The organism is Vibrio sp. YT-18, from assembly GCF_033337345.1.
In the GTDB taxonomy this organism is placed as follows: domain Bacteria; phylum Pseudomonadota; class Gammaproteobacteria; order Enterobacterales; family Vibrionaceae; genus Vibrio; species Vibrio alginolyticus.
In genome coordinates, this window is the sequence record NZ_JAWOQO010000019.1 from 40771 (window position 1) to 56848 (window position 16078).

The 16078-nt window shown below is 45.1% G+C and carries 16 protein-coding genes; 9 read left to right on the plus strand and 7 right to left on the minus strand.

The window, feature by feature from the left end:
- A complete protein-coding gene (parC, locus tag R7M72_RS20190; protein WP_318056300.1) occupies positions 1–2286 on the plus strand; it encodes a DNA topoisomerase IV subunit A in 2286 nt (761 codons plus the stop codon).
- A gap of 37 nt (positions 2287–2323) precedes the next feature.
- On the opposite strand, the gene degS is transcribed toward parC, so the two are convergent.
- The 3 genes from degS to zapG all read right to left on the minus strand — a co-directional run bounded on the left by degS (position 2324) and on the right by zapG (position 5590).
- Positions 2324–3388 carry an outer membrane-stress sensor serine endopeptidase DegS gene (gene degS, locus R7M72_RS20195; RefSeq protein ID WP_170893681.1) on the minus strand — a complete coding sequence of 355 codons (1065 nt, stop codon included), beginning with the start codon at positions 3386–3388 and terminating at the stop codon, positions 2324–2326.
- A gap of 190 nt (positions 3389–3578) precedes the next feature.
- Positions 3579–4946, minus strand: coding sequence for a Do family serine endopeptidase (locus R7M72_RS20200; protein WP_025768400.1), 1368 nt, complete (start codon positions 4944–4946; stop codon positions 3579–3581).
- A 200-nt stretch (positions 4947–5146) separates the two neighbouring features.
- Positions 5147–5590 carry a Z-ring associated protein ZapG gene (gene zapG / locus R7M72_RS20205; RefSeq protein WP_005379861.1) on the minus strand — a complete coding sequence of 148 codons (444 nt, stop codon included), beginning with the start codon at positions 5588–5590 and terminating at the stop codon, positions 5147–5149.
- A gap of 195 nt (positions 5591–5785) precedes the next feature.
- Here zapG and zapE point away from each other — a divergent pair, with 195 nt between their 5' ends.
- From zapE to sspB, 8 genes are all read left to right on the plus strand, one after another.
- On the plus strand, positions 5786–6889 hold the full coding sequence (gene zapE / locus R7M72_RS20210; protein ID WP_005387411.1) for a cell division protein ZapE: 1104 nt from the start codon (positions 5786–5788) through the stop codon (positions 6887–6889).
- A 251-nt stretch (positions 6890–7140) separates the two neighbouring features.
- Positions 7141–7569: a 50S ribosomal protein L13 gene (gene rplM, locus R7M72_RS20215; RefSeq protein WP_005372872.1), complete on the plus strand. Its 429-nt coding sequence runs from the start codon at positions 7141–7143 to the stop codon at positions 7567–7569.
- A gap of 15 nt (positions 7570–7584) precedes the next feature.
- Positions 7585–7977, plus strand: coding sequence for a 30S ribosomal protein S9 (gene rpsI / locus R7M72_RS20220; protein ID WP_005372876.1), 393 nt, complete (start codon positions 7585–7587; stop codon positions 7975–7977).
- Positions 7978–8670: 693 nt separating this feature from the next.
- Entirely contained in the window at positions 8671–9261 is a 591-nt protein-coding gene (petA, locus tag R7M72_RS20225; RefSeq protein ID WP_005372877.1) for a ubiquinol-cytochrome c reductase iron-sulfur subunit, read from the plus strand.
- On the plus strand, positions 9261–10526 hold the full coding sequence (locus R7M72_RS20230) for a cytochrome b (protein WP_005372880.1): 1266 nt from the start codon (positions 9261–9263) through the stop codon (positions 10524–10526). The genes petA and R7M72_RS20230 overlap by 1 nt, the downstream gene beginning before the upstream one ends.
- A complete protein-coding gene (locus tag R7M72_RS20235) occupies positions 10523–11260 on the plus strand; it encodes a cytochrome c1 (RefSeq protein ID WP_017633608.1) in 738 nt (245 codons plus the stop codon). The genes R7M72_RS20230 and R7M72_RS20235 overlap by 4 nt, the downstream gene beginning before the upstream one ends.
- Before the next feature lie 96 nt (positions 11261–11356).
- Positions 11357–11992, plus strand: a complete 636-nt coding sequence (gene sspA / locus R7M72_RS20240; RefSeq protein ID WP_005372897.1) for a stringent starvation protein SspA — start codon at positions 11357–11359, stop codon at positions 11990–11992.
- Positions 11993–12009: 17 nt separating this feature from the next.
- Complete coding sequence (gene sspB, locus R7M72_RS20245; RefSeq protein ID WP_005387408.1) at positions 12010–12495, plus strand: ClpXP protease specificity-enhancing factor; 486 nt, start codon at positions 12010–12012, stop codon at positions 12493–12495.
- 71 nt (positions 12496–12566) lie between these two features.
- On the opposite strand, the gene R7M72_RS20250 is transcribed toward sspB, so the two are convergent.
- Genes R7M72_RS20250 through R7M72_RS20265 form a run of 4 tightly spaced genes read right to left on the minus strand, consistent with a single transcriptional unit; the run spans position 12567 to position 16053 of the window.
- On the minus strand, positions 12567–13271 hold the full coding sequence (locus R7M72_RS20250) for a BON domain-containing protein (protein WP_318056301.1): 705 nt from the start codon (positions 13269–13271) through the stop codon (positions 12567–12569).
- Positions 13272–13292: 21 nt separating this feature from the next.
- Positions 13293–13883, minus strand: coding sequence for a phosphoheptose isomerase (locus tag R7M72_RS20255; RefSeq protein WP_005372901.1), 591 nt, complete (start codon positions 13881–13883; stop codon positions 13293–13295).
- Positions 13884–13886: 3 nt separating this feature from the next.
- On the minus strand, positions 13887–14255 hold the full coding sequence (locus R7M72_RS20260; protein WP_005372903.1) for a YraN family protein: 369 nt from the start codon (positions 14253–14255) through the stop codon (positions 13887–13889).
- Entirely contained in the window at positions 14242–16053 is a 1812-nt protein-coding gene (locus R7M72_RS20265; RefSeq protein ID WP_005372905.1) for a penicillin-binding protein activator, read from the minus strand. The genes R7M72_RS20260 and R7M72_RS20265 overlap by 14 nt, the downstream gene beginning before the upstream one ends.
- Positions 16054–16078 lie beyond the last annotated feature (25 nt).

The following is a 16078-nucleotide window of genomic DNA, read 5'->3' on the forward strand; positions in this document are numbered from 1 at the left end:
ATGTCTACAGAAATTACCTACGATGGCGTCGAACAATTGCCAATGCGCAAGTTCACTGAAGACGCTTATCTGAACTACTCGATGTACGTAATCATGGACCGCGCCTTGCCATACATTGGTGATGGCTTAAAGCCGGTTCAACGACGCATCATTTATGCGATGTCAGAGCTTGGTCTCTCTGCATCAGCAAAATACAAAAAATCTGCACGTACCGTTGGTGACGTGCTAGGTAAATACCATCCGCACGGTGATTCAGCGTGTTACGAAGCGATGGTATTGATGGCTCAGCCATTCTCTTACCGCTATCCATTAGTGGATGGTCAAGGTAACTGGGGTGCGCCAGATGATCCGAAATCATTTGCGGCAATGCGTTATACCGAAGCAAAACTGTCTAAGTTTGCTGAAGTATTGCTTGGCGAACTTGGCCAGGGCACGGTTGAATGGCAACCTAACTTTGATGGCACAATGAAAGAGCCACAAATGTTGCCAGCACGTCTGCCTCACATCCTGCTTAACGGTGTAACCGGCATTGCCGTTGGTATGGCAACAGACATCCCACCGCACAACGTTCGTGAAATCGCAGATGCGACTATTCATTTGATCGACAACCCGAAAGCAGAACTGCCGGACGTGATGCAGTATGTCAAAGGTCCGGATTACCCAACAGAAGCAGAAATCATCTCGCCGCAAGCGGATATCGAGAAGATTTACCGCAACGGTCGTGGCAGCATCAAAATGCGCGCGGTTTGGCATAAAGAAGGTTCTGATATTGTTATCACTTCTTTGCCTCACCAAGTATCGGGTGCCAAACTGCTTGAGCAAATCGCTAACCAGATGCGTGCGAAGAAGCTGCCAATGGTTGACGATCTTCGTGACGAATCGGATCACGAGAACCCAACGCGTATCGTTGTGGTGCCTAAGTCAAACCGCGTCGATTGTGACTTGTTGATGAACCACTTGTTCGCATCAACGGATCTTGAGCGCAGTTACCGCGTTAACTTGAACATGATTGGTTTGGATAACCGTCCTCAAGTTAAAGGTCTGGTGCAAATTCTGTCTGAGTGGATCGAGTTCCGTCGTACGACTGTGCGTCGTCGTCTACAACATCGCCTAGACAAAGTAATGGCTCGTCTACACATCTTGGAAGGTTTGTTGGTTGCTTACCTCAACCTAGATGAAGTGATTGAGATCATCCGTACTGAAGACGATCCAAAAGCGGTGCTGATGGAACGCTTTGGTATTACCGATATCCAAGCGGATGCAATTTTAGATACCAAACTTCGTCATCTAGCAAAACTAGAAGAGATGAAGATCCGTGGTGAGCAAGACGAGCTAGAGAAAGAGCGTGAGAAGCTAGAACAGCTACTCGGTTCTGAGCGTCGTCTGAACACACTACTGAAAAAAGAAATCAAAGCAGACGCAGAGAAATACGGTGATGACCGTCGCTCTCCAATGGTTGAGCGTGCAGAAGCAAAAGCGCTGACTGAACGTGACCTCGTACCAAGTGAGCCAATCACGGTTGTGCTTTCTGAGAAAGGTTGGATTCGTCACGCGAAAGGCCATGACGTGGATGCCGAAGGCTTAAACTATAAGTCGGGTGATAAGTATTTAGCGCATGCTCGAGGTAAGAGTAATCAGCCTGCGGTATTCCTAGGTAGTGACGGTCGAAGTTACTCTCTGGAATCGCACTCACTGCCTTCTGCTCGTAGTCAAGGTGAGCCGATTACCGGTCGCTTGAATATTACGGCTGGTAGCAGTATTCGCCAAGTCATCATGAGTGAAGAAGAGCAGCTGTGGCTGGTGGGCTCAGATGCAGGTTACGGCTTTGTATGTAAAGGCGCGGACTTGCTGTCTAAAAACCGCAGTGGTAAAGCGCTCGTCACTTTACCTGCCAACTCTGAGATCATGACGCCAAAAGAGATTGAAGATTTAGACTCTGATGAAATCTTAGCAATCACTAACCAAGGTCGCATGCTGCTGTTCCCAATCAAAGACTTGCCACAACTGGCGAAAGGTAAAGGGAATAAGATCATCAACATTCCTGCTGCTAAAGCAAAAGAGCGAGAAGAAGTACTATCTCACTTAATGTCTTTACCAAAAGGTGCATCGTTAACGCTGTACGCGGGTAAGCGAAAGTTGGGTCTTAAACCGTCTGATCTTGATAACTTCCGTGGCGAACGTGGTCGCCGAGGTGGGTTATTACCGAGAGGTTTGCAGCGAGTCACTCGCATTGATGTTGAGCTAGATGATTCCGATACGACGGAAACACCGAGCGATAGCGAGTAACGCACAAATAAAAATCCCAGCCAATGGCTGGGATTTTTTATGCTTCTTGCTTGTCTTCGGCAATGGTGACTTTCAAGGTCACCTCTTTTCCTTTGCGAATGATACCGACGTCCACGGTGGTGCCAGGACGTAAATCGGTGACGATATCCATAACGCTCTGACGCCCTTGCACTTTATTGCCATCAATGCTGATAATGATGTCCTGCTTTTGGAAGCCTGCCGCACTGGCTGGACCATTTGGATCAATACCAAGTACGACAATACCACCTATGTGTTCATTTCCAAGTAGGCGAGCAGTGACCGCATTAATGTCTTGGCCGTCGATTCCAATATAACCACGAATCACGCGGCCATCAGCGATGATTTTCTGCATGATCTTACTCGCTAGCGGCGCAGGGATCGCAAAAGAAATACCGTAAGTTTCTAAGTCTGTCGCTTGCTGAAAAGAGGCGGTGTTAATGCCGACGAGCTCGCCTTGTGTGTTCACTAGGGCTCCACCAGAGTTACCTTCATTGATGGCGGCATCGGTTTGAATGAATGCTTGACGACCGTCGCTAATAGATGAACGACCTGTGGCAGAAATAATGCCGAACGTTGTGGTTTGTCCAAGGTTGTATGGGTTACCGATGGCTAGTACTACGTCGCCCACTTGTGGTTTGTAATTAGAGTTCAGAGGGATTACGGGCAAATTCGAACCTTCGACACGCAGCACGGCTATATCAGTACGTTTGTCTGTCCCTACGAGCTGAGCCGCTGCGGCTCTGCCGTCTTGTAATGCCACAACAATTTGATCAGCTTGAGCAACCACATGATAGTTAGTAATGATGTAGCCTTTCTCACTAACAATGACACCTGACCCCAGACCTTGAGTCGAGAGTTTACTGCGATCATTCTCAACATACTTACGGCTGTAGATGTTTACCACTGCAGGCGCTGCTCTTCGGACCGCTTGATTAAACGTCAATTCGACTGATGCGATATTAACAGGTTGAGGATCAAGCGCGGCAGGAATTACGTTGTTGCGCAAAGATGGAACCGCCAGTAATACCACTGCGGCAGTAGCCAAGCCTAAAAAGACAGAACGTAATAAAAAGCTGAGCATATCCTCTCCATGCGTGAGCGCCAAAATGGCATCGAAGATGAAGAATAGCATTACATTGAAAAATAACAAAAGGGCAGCACGTCATCGCGCTGCCCTTTTCATTAGTTATTGAGCGATAAGGAAAAGTGATCGAGCCTTATCACTCAGTACTATGCATCGAAAACCTTATTTTCTATCACTTTGAAAGTGGTTAACGAATGACAAGATAAATAGTACGCTCACCACGTTGAATATTAAGAGCCAGTACACCTTTGTGTTTCTCTACGATTGTACGAAGCTCGGCAAGGTTTTTCACTCGTTGACGGTTCACACCGATAATAATGTCACCTTGTTGTAATTGATATTGAGCAGCCGGAGAGTTATCTGCAACGCTCGATACTTTAACACCTTGGATTACATCACTTGGTGTTGTATTGCTTAATTCCGCCCCTTTGAGTCCCTCATGTAATGTCTCCGCTTTAGCTTTCATATTCGTAGATTCGCCAAGCGTTACATCAAAGGTTTTATTCTTACCATCTCGAACCACACCTAATGTGATTTCTTTACCTGCGCCCAGTGTTGCCACTTTTGCGCGGAGCTCTGAGAAAGTATTAATCGCTTTGCCGTTCACCGATACAATTACGTCACCGGCTTTTAATCCTGCTTTATCGGCTGCGCTGTCCGGTACGACTTGACCAATAAAGGCACCTTTACTTGACTCGTAACCCAATGCATCAGCTAGCTCAGAGGTTACTTCGCCACCTTGCACACCCAACATGCCGCGTTTGACTTCACCAAACTCTAGAATTTGATCAGTGAGGTTTTTCATCATGTTTGATGGAATCGCAAAACCAATACCTACGTTACCGCCGTTAGGGCCTAAAATTGCAGTATTAATACCGATCAGCTCACCATTAAGGTTGACCAATGCACCACCAGAGTTACCGCTGTTAATTGCGGCATCGGTTTGGATGAAGTTTTCGAAGTTTTCAACGTTTAAGCCGCTACGACCAAGGGCTGAAACAATACCCGAAGTCACAGTTTGACCGAGTCCAAATGGGTTACCAATCGCAACCGTAAAGTCACCGACACGCAGTTTGTCGGAATCCGCGACTTTAATCTGCGTTAAGTTTTTCGCTTTCTCTAATTTAAGTAACGCAACATCGGCCATTTCATCACCGCCAACGAGAGTAGCGTCATACTCGCGCCCGTCAAAGAGGCGAACTCGAATCTCATCTGCGCCCTTGATCACATGGTAGTTAGTGACAATATGGCCTTTCTTCGCATCAATAATGACACCAGACCCTAAACCTCTGAACGGGCGCTCTCGCCTTTGTTCCATAGGAAAGTCTGGGCCAAAGAAAAATTGAAATTGCTCGGGAATGCGACTGGTTTGTACTTGTTTACCTTCTACAGCAATACTCACAACAGCTGGGGTCACCTTCTCAAGCATTGGTGCCAAGCTAGGTAACTGTTGGCCATCCACATTCAAAGGTAATGCGGCAGTGGCTTGAACTGGGGCAATAATCGACCCCAAACTCAGAGATAGAACGGTGAGCGCAAGCAGTGGTTTTTTCATCCAATAACTCCTCTTGAAACATGTCTGCCAAAAAGAAATATCCGAACGGTTAGTTCACTTTGTTAATAACTAATATAGGGTCTAGTTCGGACAATCAAAAGGGGAGGCAGTGCACATCCAAGTTAGAGCGAAGGTGAGGTGAAAAAGTTCAAAAAAGGGCCGATACAAATGTATCGGCCCTAGATAGAAGTAAGAGAGAATTATGATGCTTTTGCGGTTACCGCTTCGGGAGCATTAATGATTTCTTTCTCTTGATCCTTCAAAAGACCGGTGGCGCCATTAGCGTAGTCTTTTGGTTGTTCGTTAAACTCTGGTTGATCTTCTGCAATGGTTTCAGATGACATTGCCGTTTTCTTATCAAACGGGTTGTCTTGTTCTGGTAAGTTTGGCAAAAGCTCAGAAGAGGTCTTGGCCATATGTTGGTATAGCTTGGTGTAATCTTTACCTAGGGTGTCCAACATTTCTGCGGTTTGTGCAAAATGATCGACGAGCTCTTGACGTTGTTGCTCTAATTCAAACTTGGCCGCTTCAAGTTCTTTCTGCACAGACTTTTGTTTCTTGTATTCAGGGGTGGTTAGTCTACTAATGACTACGCCTACGATTGTACCGACCAGCAAACCCACAATGGCATAAATCCAAGGCATAACTGCTCCTTATAGTTGTTTTAACAAGTCTTTTACTACTTAGTTACACGCGGTGCTCGTCCATGTTACTATGGCTTGAACAGCCGATAAAGAAAAATAGCAGTATGTCTTCGGGGACTGATAACTACTTCTCTCTATTCTCAAAGTTGACCCCGAGGTAACCCTTTTCTCTATACCTTTATACGACTTAATACGATGACACCACTACAACAATATCAAAAAGACATAGCAGAACACGGGTTTCAGCGTGATGAAGCTCAGTATCAAGCGGTCGTTGCATTAGACAAGCTTTACCATGCTATCGTTGAATTTCAGTCAGCGCCTGTGCCTCAGCTTTCCAAATGGCAAAAGCTAATGGGGAAAAAAATCGACAAGCCTGAACCACCAAAAGGCCTTTACTTTTGGGGTGGGGTAGGTCGCGGTAAAACCTACCTTATGGACGCATTTTTTGATGCTTTACCGACCCAAAGAAAAATGCGCGTCCACTTCCATCGATTTATGTATCGAGTACATGATGAGTTGAAGCTGTTAGGTGATGTCGAAAATCCTCTATCAAAAGTGGCGGATAAATTTAAAGAAGAAGCAGATGTGGTTTGCTTTGATGAATTTTTTGTTTCCGACATTACTGATGCGATGATCCTTGCAACGTTACTTCAAGAAATGTTCAAGCGGCAGATGATCCTAGTCGCGACTTCAAACATCGAGCCGCAGAACTTATATCGTAACGGTTTGCAAAGAGCGCGCTTTTTGCCCGCGATCGATATGATTTTGGCACGTTGTGAAGTGTTGAATGTCGATAGTGGCGTTGATTATCGCTTAAGAACGTTAGAACAGGCTGAAATATACCATTACCCGCTTGATGAGCAGGCTAGCATAAACCTTAACAAATATTATCAGCAGCTGACTGGAGAGCGTCAGTTTGTTGCTCATCAAATCGAAGTTAACCACCGTCAACTAGCGGTGATTGAAGCAAGCGACGGGGTGCTGCATGCGTCGTTTGCTCAGTTGTGTCAAACTGCTCGCAGTCAAAATGACTACATTGAATTGTCTCGTATTTACCACACGGTATTACTGGCAGATGTTCAACAAATGAACCGAAAAATAGATGATGCGGCGAGACGCTTTATCGCGCTGGTCGATGAGTTTTACGAGCGCAATGTTAAGTTGATTATTTCTGCTGAAGTGCCAATGGCCGATTTATATACTGACGGGCAGTTAGAGTTCGAATTTAAGCGCTGTTTGTCTCGGCTTACTGAGATGCAAAGTCATGAGTATCTCGCGCGTGAACATTTGGCCTAGATCCAATGGGTTCTTAAAAAAGTGAAGAAAAAATTAGTGATTTGGCGCAAAAAAAGGTGATTTTTTCTTCGCTCTTCTCTATAATCCTGCGACCCACCGTTACTGCAGACCTGATTATCGAAGTTATTTCGAAATTGAAGGTCGAGAGTACCAACGACTCGAAGGGGTGATGACTGGGCTCTTAGACAGTGTGGGAGCACTATTGGGTGTTCCTTTAAAGTTTAAAATTTAATTAACGGGTTATTGTTAGCATGAAAACTTTCGTTGCTAAACCAGAAACTGTAAAACGCGACTGGTACGTTGTAGACGCTGAAGGTAAAACTCTTGGCCGTCTAGCAAGTGAAATTGCATCTCGCCTACGTGGCAAACATAAAGCTGAATACACTCCTCACGTTGACACTGGTGATTACATCATCGTTATCAACGCTGAGAAAGTTGCTGTAACTGGTAACAAAGCTAAGAACAAAGTGTACTACCGTCACTCTGAATTCCCAGGTGGTCTAAAATCTATCACTTTTGAAAAGTTGATCGATCGTAAACCTGAGATGGCTCTTGAGCTTGCAGTTAAAGGCATGCTTCCACGTGGTCCTCTAGGCCGTGCTATGTACCGTAAGCTAAAAGTTTACGCGGGCGCTGAGCACAACCATGTTGCTCAACAACCACAAGTACTAGACATCTAATTGGGGATTTCGAAAATGGCAGAGAATCAATACTACGGCACTGGCCGTCGCAAAAGCTCAGCTGCACGTGTTTTCATTAAACCAGGCAGCGGTAACATTGTAGTAAACAAGCGTAACCTTGACGAATACTTCGGTCGTCCAACAGCACGTATGGTTGTACAACAACCTCTAGAGCTAGTTGAACTAACTGAAAAGCTAGACCTTTACGTAACAGTTAAAGGCGGCGGTATTTCTGGTCAAGCTGGTGCTATCCGTCACGGTATCACTCGCGCGCTTATGGAATACGATGAGTCTCTACGTCCTGCTCTACGCGCAGCTGGCTACGTTACTCGTGACGCTCGTTGCGTTGAACGTAAGAAAGTTGGTCTACGTAAAGCACGTCGTCGTCCACAGTTCTCTAAGCGTTAATTTCCTCTTATCGGGAATTATGCTTTCAGAGTTACTCTGGAAACTGTGTACCAAAAGCTCGGCTCTATGCCGGGCTTTTTTGTATTTAAAGACATCATACTTGTCTTCAAGCAACGAACAGCCTTCACTTATCATCACACTCCGAGCAGGCCTTCTTATTCGTCCTCTTCGTCGAAAGGTTGTCAGTGCCGTTTTATATGTGTGCCTTATTTAATCGCGACTCACCACGCTTTCTCTTGCGATGCAGCATAGATGTATTCATCAGCAAGAATGTCTTTGTATCTTATTCTCCCTGTAACATGTTTTAAAATGACTTACGCTCCTTTTTGAGCATTCTGCGTGCTACAAAATTGAAAATATAAACACAGCAAGCTGAACGCGTAATACGAAATATTTCTCTGTGTAATTAACTGAAAACTACCAAGATAAAAGGTTTTATCCGCTTTCAGCGGGGCTTCTATGTGGTGCTTTCTTGTTACAAATCACATCAATTTTTTATAATTCTGCCGCTTTTGTGACGACGCGAGCGATTTGCCTCACAAATGTTACAAAAAGGTAGCTTTATCTTGTCAAAAAGTAGGGTTTTCTTTATCATTTCCCTCCAATAAATAGAACTAAATTCATTATTTGTTAGCCATGCTCTTATAAGCGGAATAATAACGATCCAAAGGGAGCAAATGGGAGAATGTTTGGATGAGCAACGCGCCTTTAAATAACGGTCGCAGGCGTTTTCTAACCGCTACAACGGCAGTTGTTGGTGGGTTAGGGGCAGTCGCCGTCGCCGTGCCTTTTATCAAATCATGGAATCCGAGTGCTAAAGCCAAAGCGGCGGGCGCACCGGTGGAAGTGGATATAAGTAAAATTGAACCAGGTCAGCTGGTTCGTGTTGAGTGGCAGGGAAAACCTGTATGGATTGTTCGCCGCACTCAAAGCGTTCTGGATAACTTAAAATCGATCGGTGATAAGCTTCGCGATCCACAATCTGAAATGGAGCAGCAGCCTGAGTACGCTCAGAATGAGTTTCGTTCGATTAAGGAAGAGTTTTTCGTCGCAGTTGGTTTCTGTACCCACTTAGGTTGTTCACCAACCTATCTACCTGACTCTTTCTCAGAGCAGGTGCAGGGCGTAAGATCTGGCTTCTTCTGTCCTTGTCATGGTTCTAAGTTCGACATGGCTGGTCGAGTGTTCCAAGGAGTACCTGCTCCGTTGAACCTTGTCGTTCCTAAGCACATGTATTTGAGCGATACCAAGCTCATTGTGGGTGTTGATGAGGGAGATGCATAATGCAAGCAATGTTAGATTGGGTTGAAAAGCGTATTCCTGCAATGAATGCTTATAAAAAGCATTTGTCTGAATACCCAATGCCTAAGAACTTCAACTTTTGGTACCTTTTCGGTTCTCTGGCGATGCTGGTTCTTGTTAACCAAATCCTAACGGGTATTTGGCTAACGATGAACTATGTTCCTTCAGGTGACGGTGCATTTGCGTCCATCGAATACATTATGCGTGATGTAGAGTACGGTTGGCTTCTGCGTTACATGCATTCCACTGGCGCGTCAGCGTTTTTCGTTGTTGTGTATCTTCACATGTTCCGTGGTTTGATCTACGGTTCATACCAAAAACCTCGTGAACTGTTGTGGATCTTCGGTATGTTGATCTTCTTAGTTCTCATGGCTGAAGCGTTCATGGGTTACCTACTTCCATGGGGTCAGATGTCATACTGGGGTGCGCAGGTAATCATTTCCCTGTTTGGTGCTATTCCTGTTATCGGTGATGACCTAACGCTTTGGATTCGTGGTGACTACATCATCTCTGGTGCAACGCTAAACCGTTTCTTTGCACTACACGTTATTGCACTGCCTATCGTTTTGCTTCTTCTTGTTGTTCTGCACGTATTGGCGCTGCACGAAGTAGGCTCAAACAACCCGGATGGTATCGAAACTAAGCTGCCAAAAGGCTCAATGGGCGACGATTACAAAACGCAATTCAAGTTCCACGATTACTACACGAAGAAATATGACATCATTGATTCGATTCCTTTCCATCCGTACGGCACGGTTAAGGACTTGGTCGGTGTTGCTGGTTTCTTGTTCTTCTTCTGTTACGTGCTGTTCTTTAACCCAGAAATGGGTGGGTACTTCCTTGAGCCGCCTAACTTTGAAGCTGCAAACCCACTGAAGACACCAGAGCATATTGCTCCGGTATGGTACTTCACGCCGTTCTACGCAATCTTACGTGCGGTTCCAGACAAACTATTAGGTGTTATCCTAATGGGCGCGTCAATTGCAGTGCTGTTTGTTCTACCTTGGTTGGATCGTTGTAAAGTTCGTTCATACCGTTACCGTAGCAAACTTCATCTATTGAATATTGTACAGTTCACCATCGCCTTTATCGCTCTGGGTATTTTAGGTGCGTTACCTGCGACACCAACGTACACACTACTATCTCAGATCTTTAGCTTGTGTTACTTCATGTTCTTTGTGTTGCTGTTCTTCTACAGCAAAAATGAAGCAACCAAACCATTACCAGAGAGGGTGACATTCAAATGAAGAAGTGGATTGTAATTCTATTTGCTATGTTGCCATCACTAGCGATGGCAGCTGGGGCCAGTGTTCCGCTGGATAAAGCGAATGTTGACCTTACGGATAAAGCTTCGCTACAAAACGGCGCGAAGTTATTCATGAACTACTGTTTTGCTTGTCACTCTACGCAATACCAGCGTTACGAGCGTGTAGCAACAGACTTGGAAATTCCAACAGACTTAATGAAAGAAAACCTGATTTTCAATCCTGAAGCGAAAATCGGTGATCTAATGGTCAATGCTATGCCACCGAAGCAAGCGGCAAACTGGTTTGGTGCTCCACCACCAGATCTTACGTTGGTTGCACGAGTTCGTGGTGCTGATTGGTTATACACTTACTTACGCTCTTTCTATGTTGATCCATCTCGTCCATTCGGCGTGAACAACATCGTCTTCCCGAGTGTTGGTATGCCGCATGTGCTTGAAGAGCTACAGGGCATCCCGACGCCTATTTACGATACGAAAATCGTAGATGGCGAAGAAGTACAAGTTGTTGTTGGTACTGAAACCGATGGCACGGGTGAGCTGAGTGAAGGCGAATATGACAAAGCGGTTGGCGATCTCGTTAACTTCTTAGTTTATTCAGGTGACCCAGTGCAGCTTGAGCGTCACGCTCTAGGCTGGTGGGTAATGGGCTTCTTAGTGCTTCTAACCATCGTTGTCGTGATGCTCAAGAAAGAGTATTGGCGCGATGTGCATTAATTGTGCTAAAATACCGTGCTAATTCCCAATTTTAATTGATGTACAATGGAGGCTTAGCCTCCATTGTTTTTATTTGTAAGTGTACTGGAGGGCTCCATGGCTGTAGCTGCCAATAAACGTTCTGTGATGACTCTTTTCTCAAGTGCATCAGATTTGTATAGCCATCAGGTTCGCATTGTACTAGCTGAAAAAGGTGTAAGTGTTGAAGTTGAGCTTGTTGACGAAGCAAACCTTCCTGCTGAGCTTGTTGAGCTAAACCCATATAAATCAGTGCCAACTCTTGTTGACCGTGAGCTAGCTCTTTACGATTCAAAAATCATCATGGAGTACTTGGACGAGCGTTTCCCTCATCCACCTCTAATGCCGGTTTACCCTGTTGCTCGTGGCAACAGCCGCTTGATGATGTACCGTATCGAACGCAACTGGTATTCACTCGCTGAAAAAGTGATGAAAGGTAATGCGGAAGAATCAGAAAAAGCACGCACAAAGCTGCGTAATGATCTTCTGACGTTAGCGCCAATTTTTGCTGAATATGAGTACTTCATGAGCGAAGAATTCAGCTTGATCGATTGTTACTTAGCTCCACTATTGTGGCGTTTGCCTCAACTTGGTATCGATCTTGTTGGCCCTGGTTCAAAAGAAATCAAGGTATACATGAACCGCGTATTTGAACGTGATTCGTTCCTTGCTTCTTTGACTGAAGCTGAACGTGAAATGCGCCTAGTTCGCTAAGCGATTTAAAACACGTTATGGATATTGCAAAAATGACTGCTCGCCGCCCGTATATGCTTCGCGCATTTTACGACTGGTTAGTAGACAATGACTTGACTCCTCACTTGGTTGTGGATGCAACAATGCCAGGGGTGCGTGTCCCGGTTGAATTTATTCAAGATGGTCAAATTATTTTGAATATTGCGCCACGTGCAGTGGGTAATCTTGAGTTAGGTAATGATGCGATTACCTTCCATGCTCGCTTTAGCGGTCGTCCGCACTCAGTGATCGTGCCTGTGTATGCTGTTCAAGCTATTTATGCACGTGAGAATGGTGCTGGTACTATGTTTGAACCAGAAGAAGCGTACACTCACATCGAAGAAGAAGCGATGACCGAGGAAGAATCATCCCCATCGTTCACAACGGTTAGCGATGAGCCTTCTGAGTTAGTTTCTGATTCAGATGCCGAAGAGGACGATGCTCCTCGACCAAAAGGCAAACCAAGCTTAAGAGTGATTAAATAATAAAAAAGCAGCGTAACGCTGCTTTTTTCTTTTTAACTTGTTGAAGATGATTTCAAGCCAGACTTTGGAAATTACTCACTAATCGTAAAGACTTCGACGTTCTCTTCACTTTCTGTACTTGCCTCACTTTCTGTACTTGCCTCACTTTCTGTACTTGCCTCACTTTCTATTGTTTGTACACCGTCACTCGGTAAGTCTACTTCAACAGGCTCCATTTCGCCGTATTGGAACCCTTTAATGACTTGTTTTACGCCTGAGATATTACGCGCGATTTCTGTCGCTCGATCGCCTTGCTCTGGCGTGACATAACCAAACAGAAAAACGTCGCCATCTTCGGTGATCACTTTAACCTTAACACCATTAAGCTCAGAATCAGTAAGCAAAGCTGACTTTACTTTGGTTGTGATCCAGCTGTCATTGCTAATCTGGGTAACAGTGAGTGGCTCTTTTTGTTTGATTTGATTGTGTATGACTTTTACACCACTAACTTCTCGAGCCCTTCGCTCTAAAGCAAGGATAAGGTCTTGTGTCGGAGCTTGTCCCATAAGGACTACAGTCCCATTATATGAACTGGCAACGACACGTACTTCACCTTTAAACGGTGCTTTATTGCCGATCGCCGCAACTTCGAATTCAATGTTATTGTCCTGCCAGATTTGTTTTGTCGTGCGTGTGTCCGTGACAATATTCGCTGTGGTTGCTGCACCTGCGATAAACAAACCTGCGCAACCACTTAAACTCAATGCTGTTAATAAGATAACAAGGCTACGTATCATAATTCTGACTCTCAGTCTTGGTTACTCTTCGTGAGCAGGGAAAAGCACCTGGTCAATAAGATCACAAAGGCAATGGAGTGTTACCATATGTACTTCGTGAATACGTGCAGTGCGGTGTGATGGAATACGAATTTCGACGTCGTTCTCACCGAGCAGTCCTGCCATCTCTCCGCCATCTTTTCCTGTTAGCGCGATAATCGTCATGTCTCGAGTTACGGCTGCTTCCATCGCTTTGATAATATTTTTACTGTTACCGCTAGTCGACATGGCAAGCAAAATGTCGCCTGGTTGACCAAACGCTCGTACCTGTTTTGAGAAGATTTCCTGGTAGTGGTAATCGTTGGCCACTGCGGTTAGGGTGGTATTATCGGCGGTTAAGGCCATTGCTGGTAGGCTAGGGCGCTCAGTTTCAAAACGGTTTAAAAGACAAGAAACAAATTGTTGAGCGTTTGAAGCACTGCCGCCATTACCACAACATAAAATTTTATTGCCATTAAGCAGGCTCGACACCATCGCTTGAGCTGCATGAGTAATGGCATCAGGCAGCGCCTCTGCTGCTGCGATTTGAATTTGAATACTTTCTGTAAAGCTGTCTTTAATGCTGTCTAGCATCGCTTATCCTTCAGAGATTGCGTTTTCTATCCAGTTGATATCTCGACCATTATCATGAATGGCGATGACATCAAATCGATAATCGATATTGTGTTTTAAGCGCTTTTGTTGGCTAAGCCAAACTTGTGCGGTTTTGACTAGCTTGCGCATTTTAGCGTGCGTCACCATTTCTGCTGCCGAGCCAAAGTGATTGTTCTTACGGTATTTGACTTCAACAAACACAATAGTTTCACCTTGTTGGAAGATTAAATCAATCTCACCGACCTTAGTCAGAAAATTTTGTTCAATAAAGTTTAAGCCCTGGCGTTGTAAATACTGCTTCGCCAGAGCTTCATATTGATTTCCGATTTGGCGCTTGCTAAAGAGCCCCACGCTCAGCCCAGCTTAGCTCACGCTGTACAACACAATTATTGTCGATACTTAAAATACCGGTTTGGCCGCCAACTGAGTAGCCCGGAACGACCTTCATTTGTGGCAGCTCCCCAATCAATTTATACGCATCCATACCCAGTGCTTTCAAACGTTTTTCCATGTTAGATTGCTCTGACCACAACTCGTTCATTTCAGCGGTCACGCTAGGGTCTGGGTCAATCAGCAATGGAATATCGCTGTAGATGATGCCTGTTAGATCTTCGTAAGTCGCGCCGCCACTGTTGCTACGCGAGCTAGAGAAAATTTGTGGCGCTTTGGCGTCTGGATTAATCGCTACCTCAATAAACGGCTTAATCAAAGTCAGTTCCGTGCTTCTAGCAACAATATAAACCGCATCGACATCACGACGGCTACGTGGCTGTGTTTCAAGCTTGATACGCATTAGTGATTGCATCTGAGCAATACGTTGTTTGCTTTCTTGCAGACCAAATACTTCATTGATGTCTTTTTGAAGTTGGCGCTTGTCACCAAAATAACTTGCTGCGACTTTATTAGAGCTGTACTTGCGCCACTCTTTGTTGAACGCTTCAGTTACACGTTCACCAAAGCTGCCCTTTGGTGCCAGAATCAGAGGGAAGTTATAGCCTTCGCTGAACAAGTGTTTCGCTGCTTGTGCGGCTTCTTGTTCCGGTGATAATGCCAAGTAGCAAATATTGCTATCTGGTTGCACATCTTCGGGAATATTTAGCGCAAGGGCTGGAATCGTAGGACCATTTTCTGAGCCATCCATGGTTGTGTGCAATAGCTCAACGTTCTCTTTTTCTAGAGGACCAACAACAAAATCGATGTTTTCATTGATCAAACGTTGTTTAATTTGGTCGGCGTTATACGCATTAGTGTCTATTACCGTGAGGGTAGCGCTTGGATCACGGTTACGATCATTCATCATCGCAAACACAAAACCATCACGAATTAATTGCGCTTGTGGCGAGAATTTACCAGTAAGCGGCAGTAACAAAGCGGTGTTGTTTGGTTTAACGATGTCTAGAGAGAGAATGTTTTGAATCTCTTCTGGTGTGTAGATAGCGGCTGGGTGCGATGGGTTCTCGTTTAACCAGCGTTCTAGGGTATTTTTTAGTTGGGATAAGTTGCCCGACAGCGTTTTCGCATAAATAGCGAGTTGTAGCCAACCATCCAAAACATCTTCATTTGGCTCTGTTTCTAATGAGGTCAGTTCGTACTCGGAGTAGCTGCCAAAGTTCATCCAAATACGGCTAGAAATCTCTCTCTGCTCCGCGGACGATGCATATTGGCCAAATGCAACCAGTTGGCGGTTTGCCTCAAACGCTTGGTTAAGACCTTGATAAGCGTCGGCACGCATCAAGTAATAGTCTTTCCATTGCTCATTTGGCAACTTCCACCAAGGTTTAAAATTCAACAATTGCAGCAACTGAGAGTAATTACCCTGTTTTTGCTGTATGGTCGCACGCGCTAGTTGCCACTCTGCTTGCTGAACTTCGGTTAACTGTTGACGAGCCAGGCGCTTGATCAACATTTCTGCTTGATCAAACTGGTTTGCTTGAATCGCGGCTTTGGTTGCCATGATCAACCAGTCATTTTGTAAACTGCCTTCCGTGCTATCAGCTTGGATCATATAGTTCTGAACAGACTGAGTAGGCTCAAGTGTTACATCAACGCCATCAGGCTGTCTTGGACCTGAAGAACAGGCGGCGAGCGTAATTGCTAGTGCAACAGGAGTAAGTATGCGTGGTACACTGAGTCTCTTATGGTTAATCATTGCCGTGAGTTCTCTATAATTTTGT

What these genes read in the sequence shown, in the direction of transcription:
- sspB (WP_005387408.1), top strand. Translation starts at nt 12,010, where the DNA reads ATGGATATTGCAAAAATGACTGCTCGCCGCCCGTATATGCTTCGCGCA.
- sspA (WP_005372897.1), top strand. Translation starts at nt 11,357, where the DNA reads ATGGCTGTAGCTGCCAATAAACGTTCTGTGATGACTCTTTTCTCAAGT.
- R7M72_RS20230 (WP_005372880.1), top strand. Translation starts at nt 9,261, where the DNA reads ATGCAAGCAATGTTAGATTGGGTTGAAAAGCGTATTCCTGCAATGAAT.
- R7M72_RS20235 (WP_017633608.1), top strand. Translation starts at nt 10,523, where the DNA reads ATGAAGAAGTGGATTGTAATTCTATTTGCTATGTTGCCATCACTAGCG.
- zapE (WP_005387411.1), top strand. Translation starts at nt 5,786, where the DNA reads ATGACACCACTACAACAATATCAAAAAGACATAGCAGAACACGGGTTT.
- R7M72_RS20250 (WP_318056301.1), bottom strand. Translation starts at nt 13,271, where the DNA reads ATGATACGTAGCCTTGTTATCTTATTAACAGCATTGAGTTTAAGTGGT.
- zapG (WP_005379861.1), bottom strand. Translation starts at nt 5,590, where the DNA reads ATGCCTTGGATTTATGCCATTGTGGGTTTGCTGGTCGGTACAATCGTA.
- R7M72_RS20255 (WP_005372901.1), bottom strand. Translation starts at nt 13,883, where the DNA reads ATGCTAGACAGCATTAAAGACAGCTTTACAGAAAGTATTCAAATTCAA.
- petA (WP_005372877.1), top strand. Translation starts at nt 8,671, where the DNA reads ATGAGCAACGCGCCTTTAAATAACGGTCGCAGGCGTTTTCTAACCGCT.
- R7M72_RS20265 (WP_005372905.1), bottom strand. Translation starts at nt 16,053, where the DNA reads ATGATTAACCATAAGAGACTCAGTGTACCACGCATACTTACTCCTGTT.
- rplM (WP_005372872.1), top strand. Translation starts at nt 7,141, where the DNA reads ATGAAAACTTTCGTTGCTAAACCAGAAACTGTAAAACGCGACTGGTAC.
- rpsI (WP_005372876.1), top strand. Translation starts at nt 7,585, where the DNA reads ATGGCAGAGAATCAATACTACGGCACTGGCCGTCGCAAAAGCTCAGCT.
- R7M72_RS20200 (WP_025768400.1), bottom strand. Translation starts at nt 4,946, where the DNA reads ATGAAAAAACCACTGCTTGCGCTCACCGTTCTATCTCTGAGTTTGGGG.
- degS (WP_170893681.1), bottom strand. Translation starts at nt 3,388, where the DNA reads ATGCTCAGCTTTTTATTACGTTCTGTCTTTTTAGGCTTGGCTACTGCC.
- parC (WP_318056300.1), top strand. Translation starts at nt 1, where the DNA reads ATGTCTACAGAAATTACCTACGATGGCGTCGAACAATTGCCAATGCGC.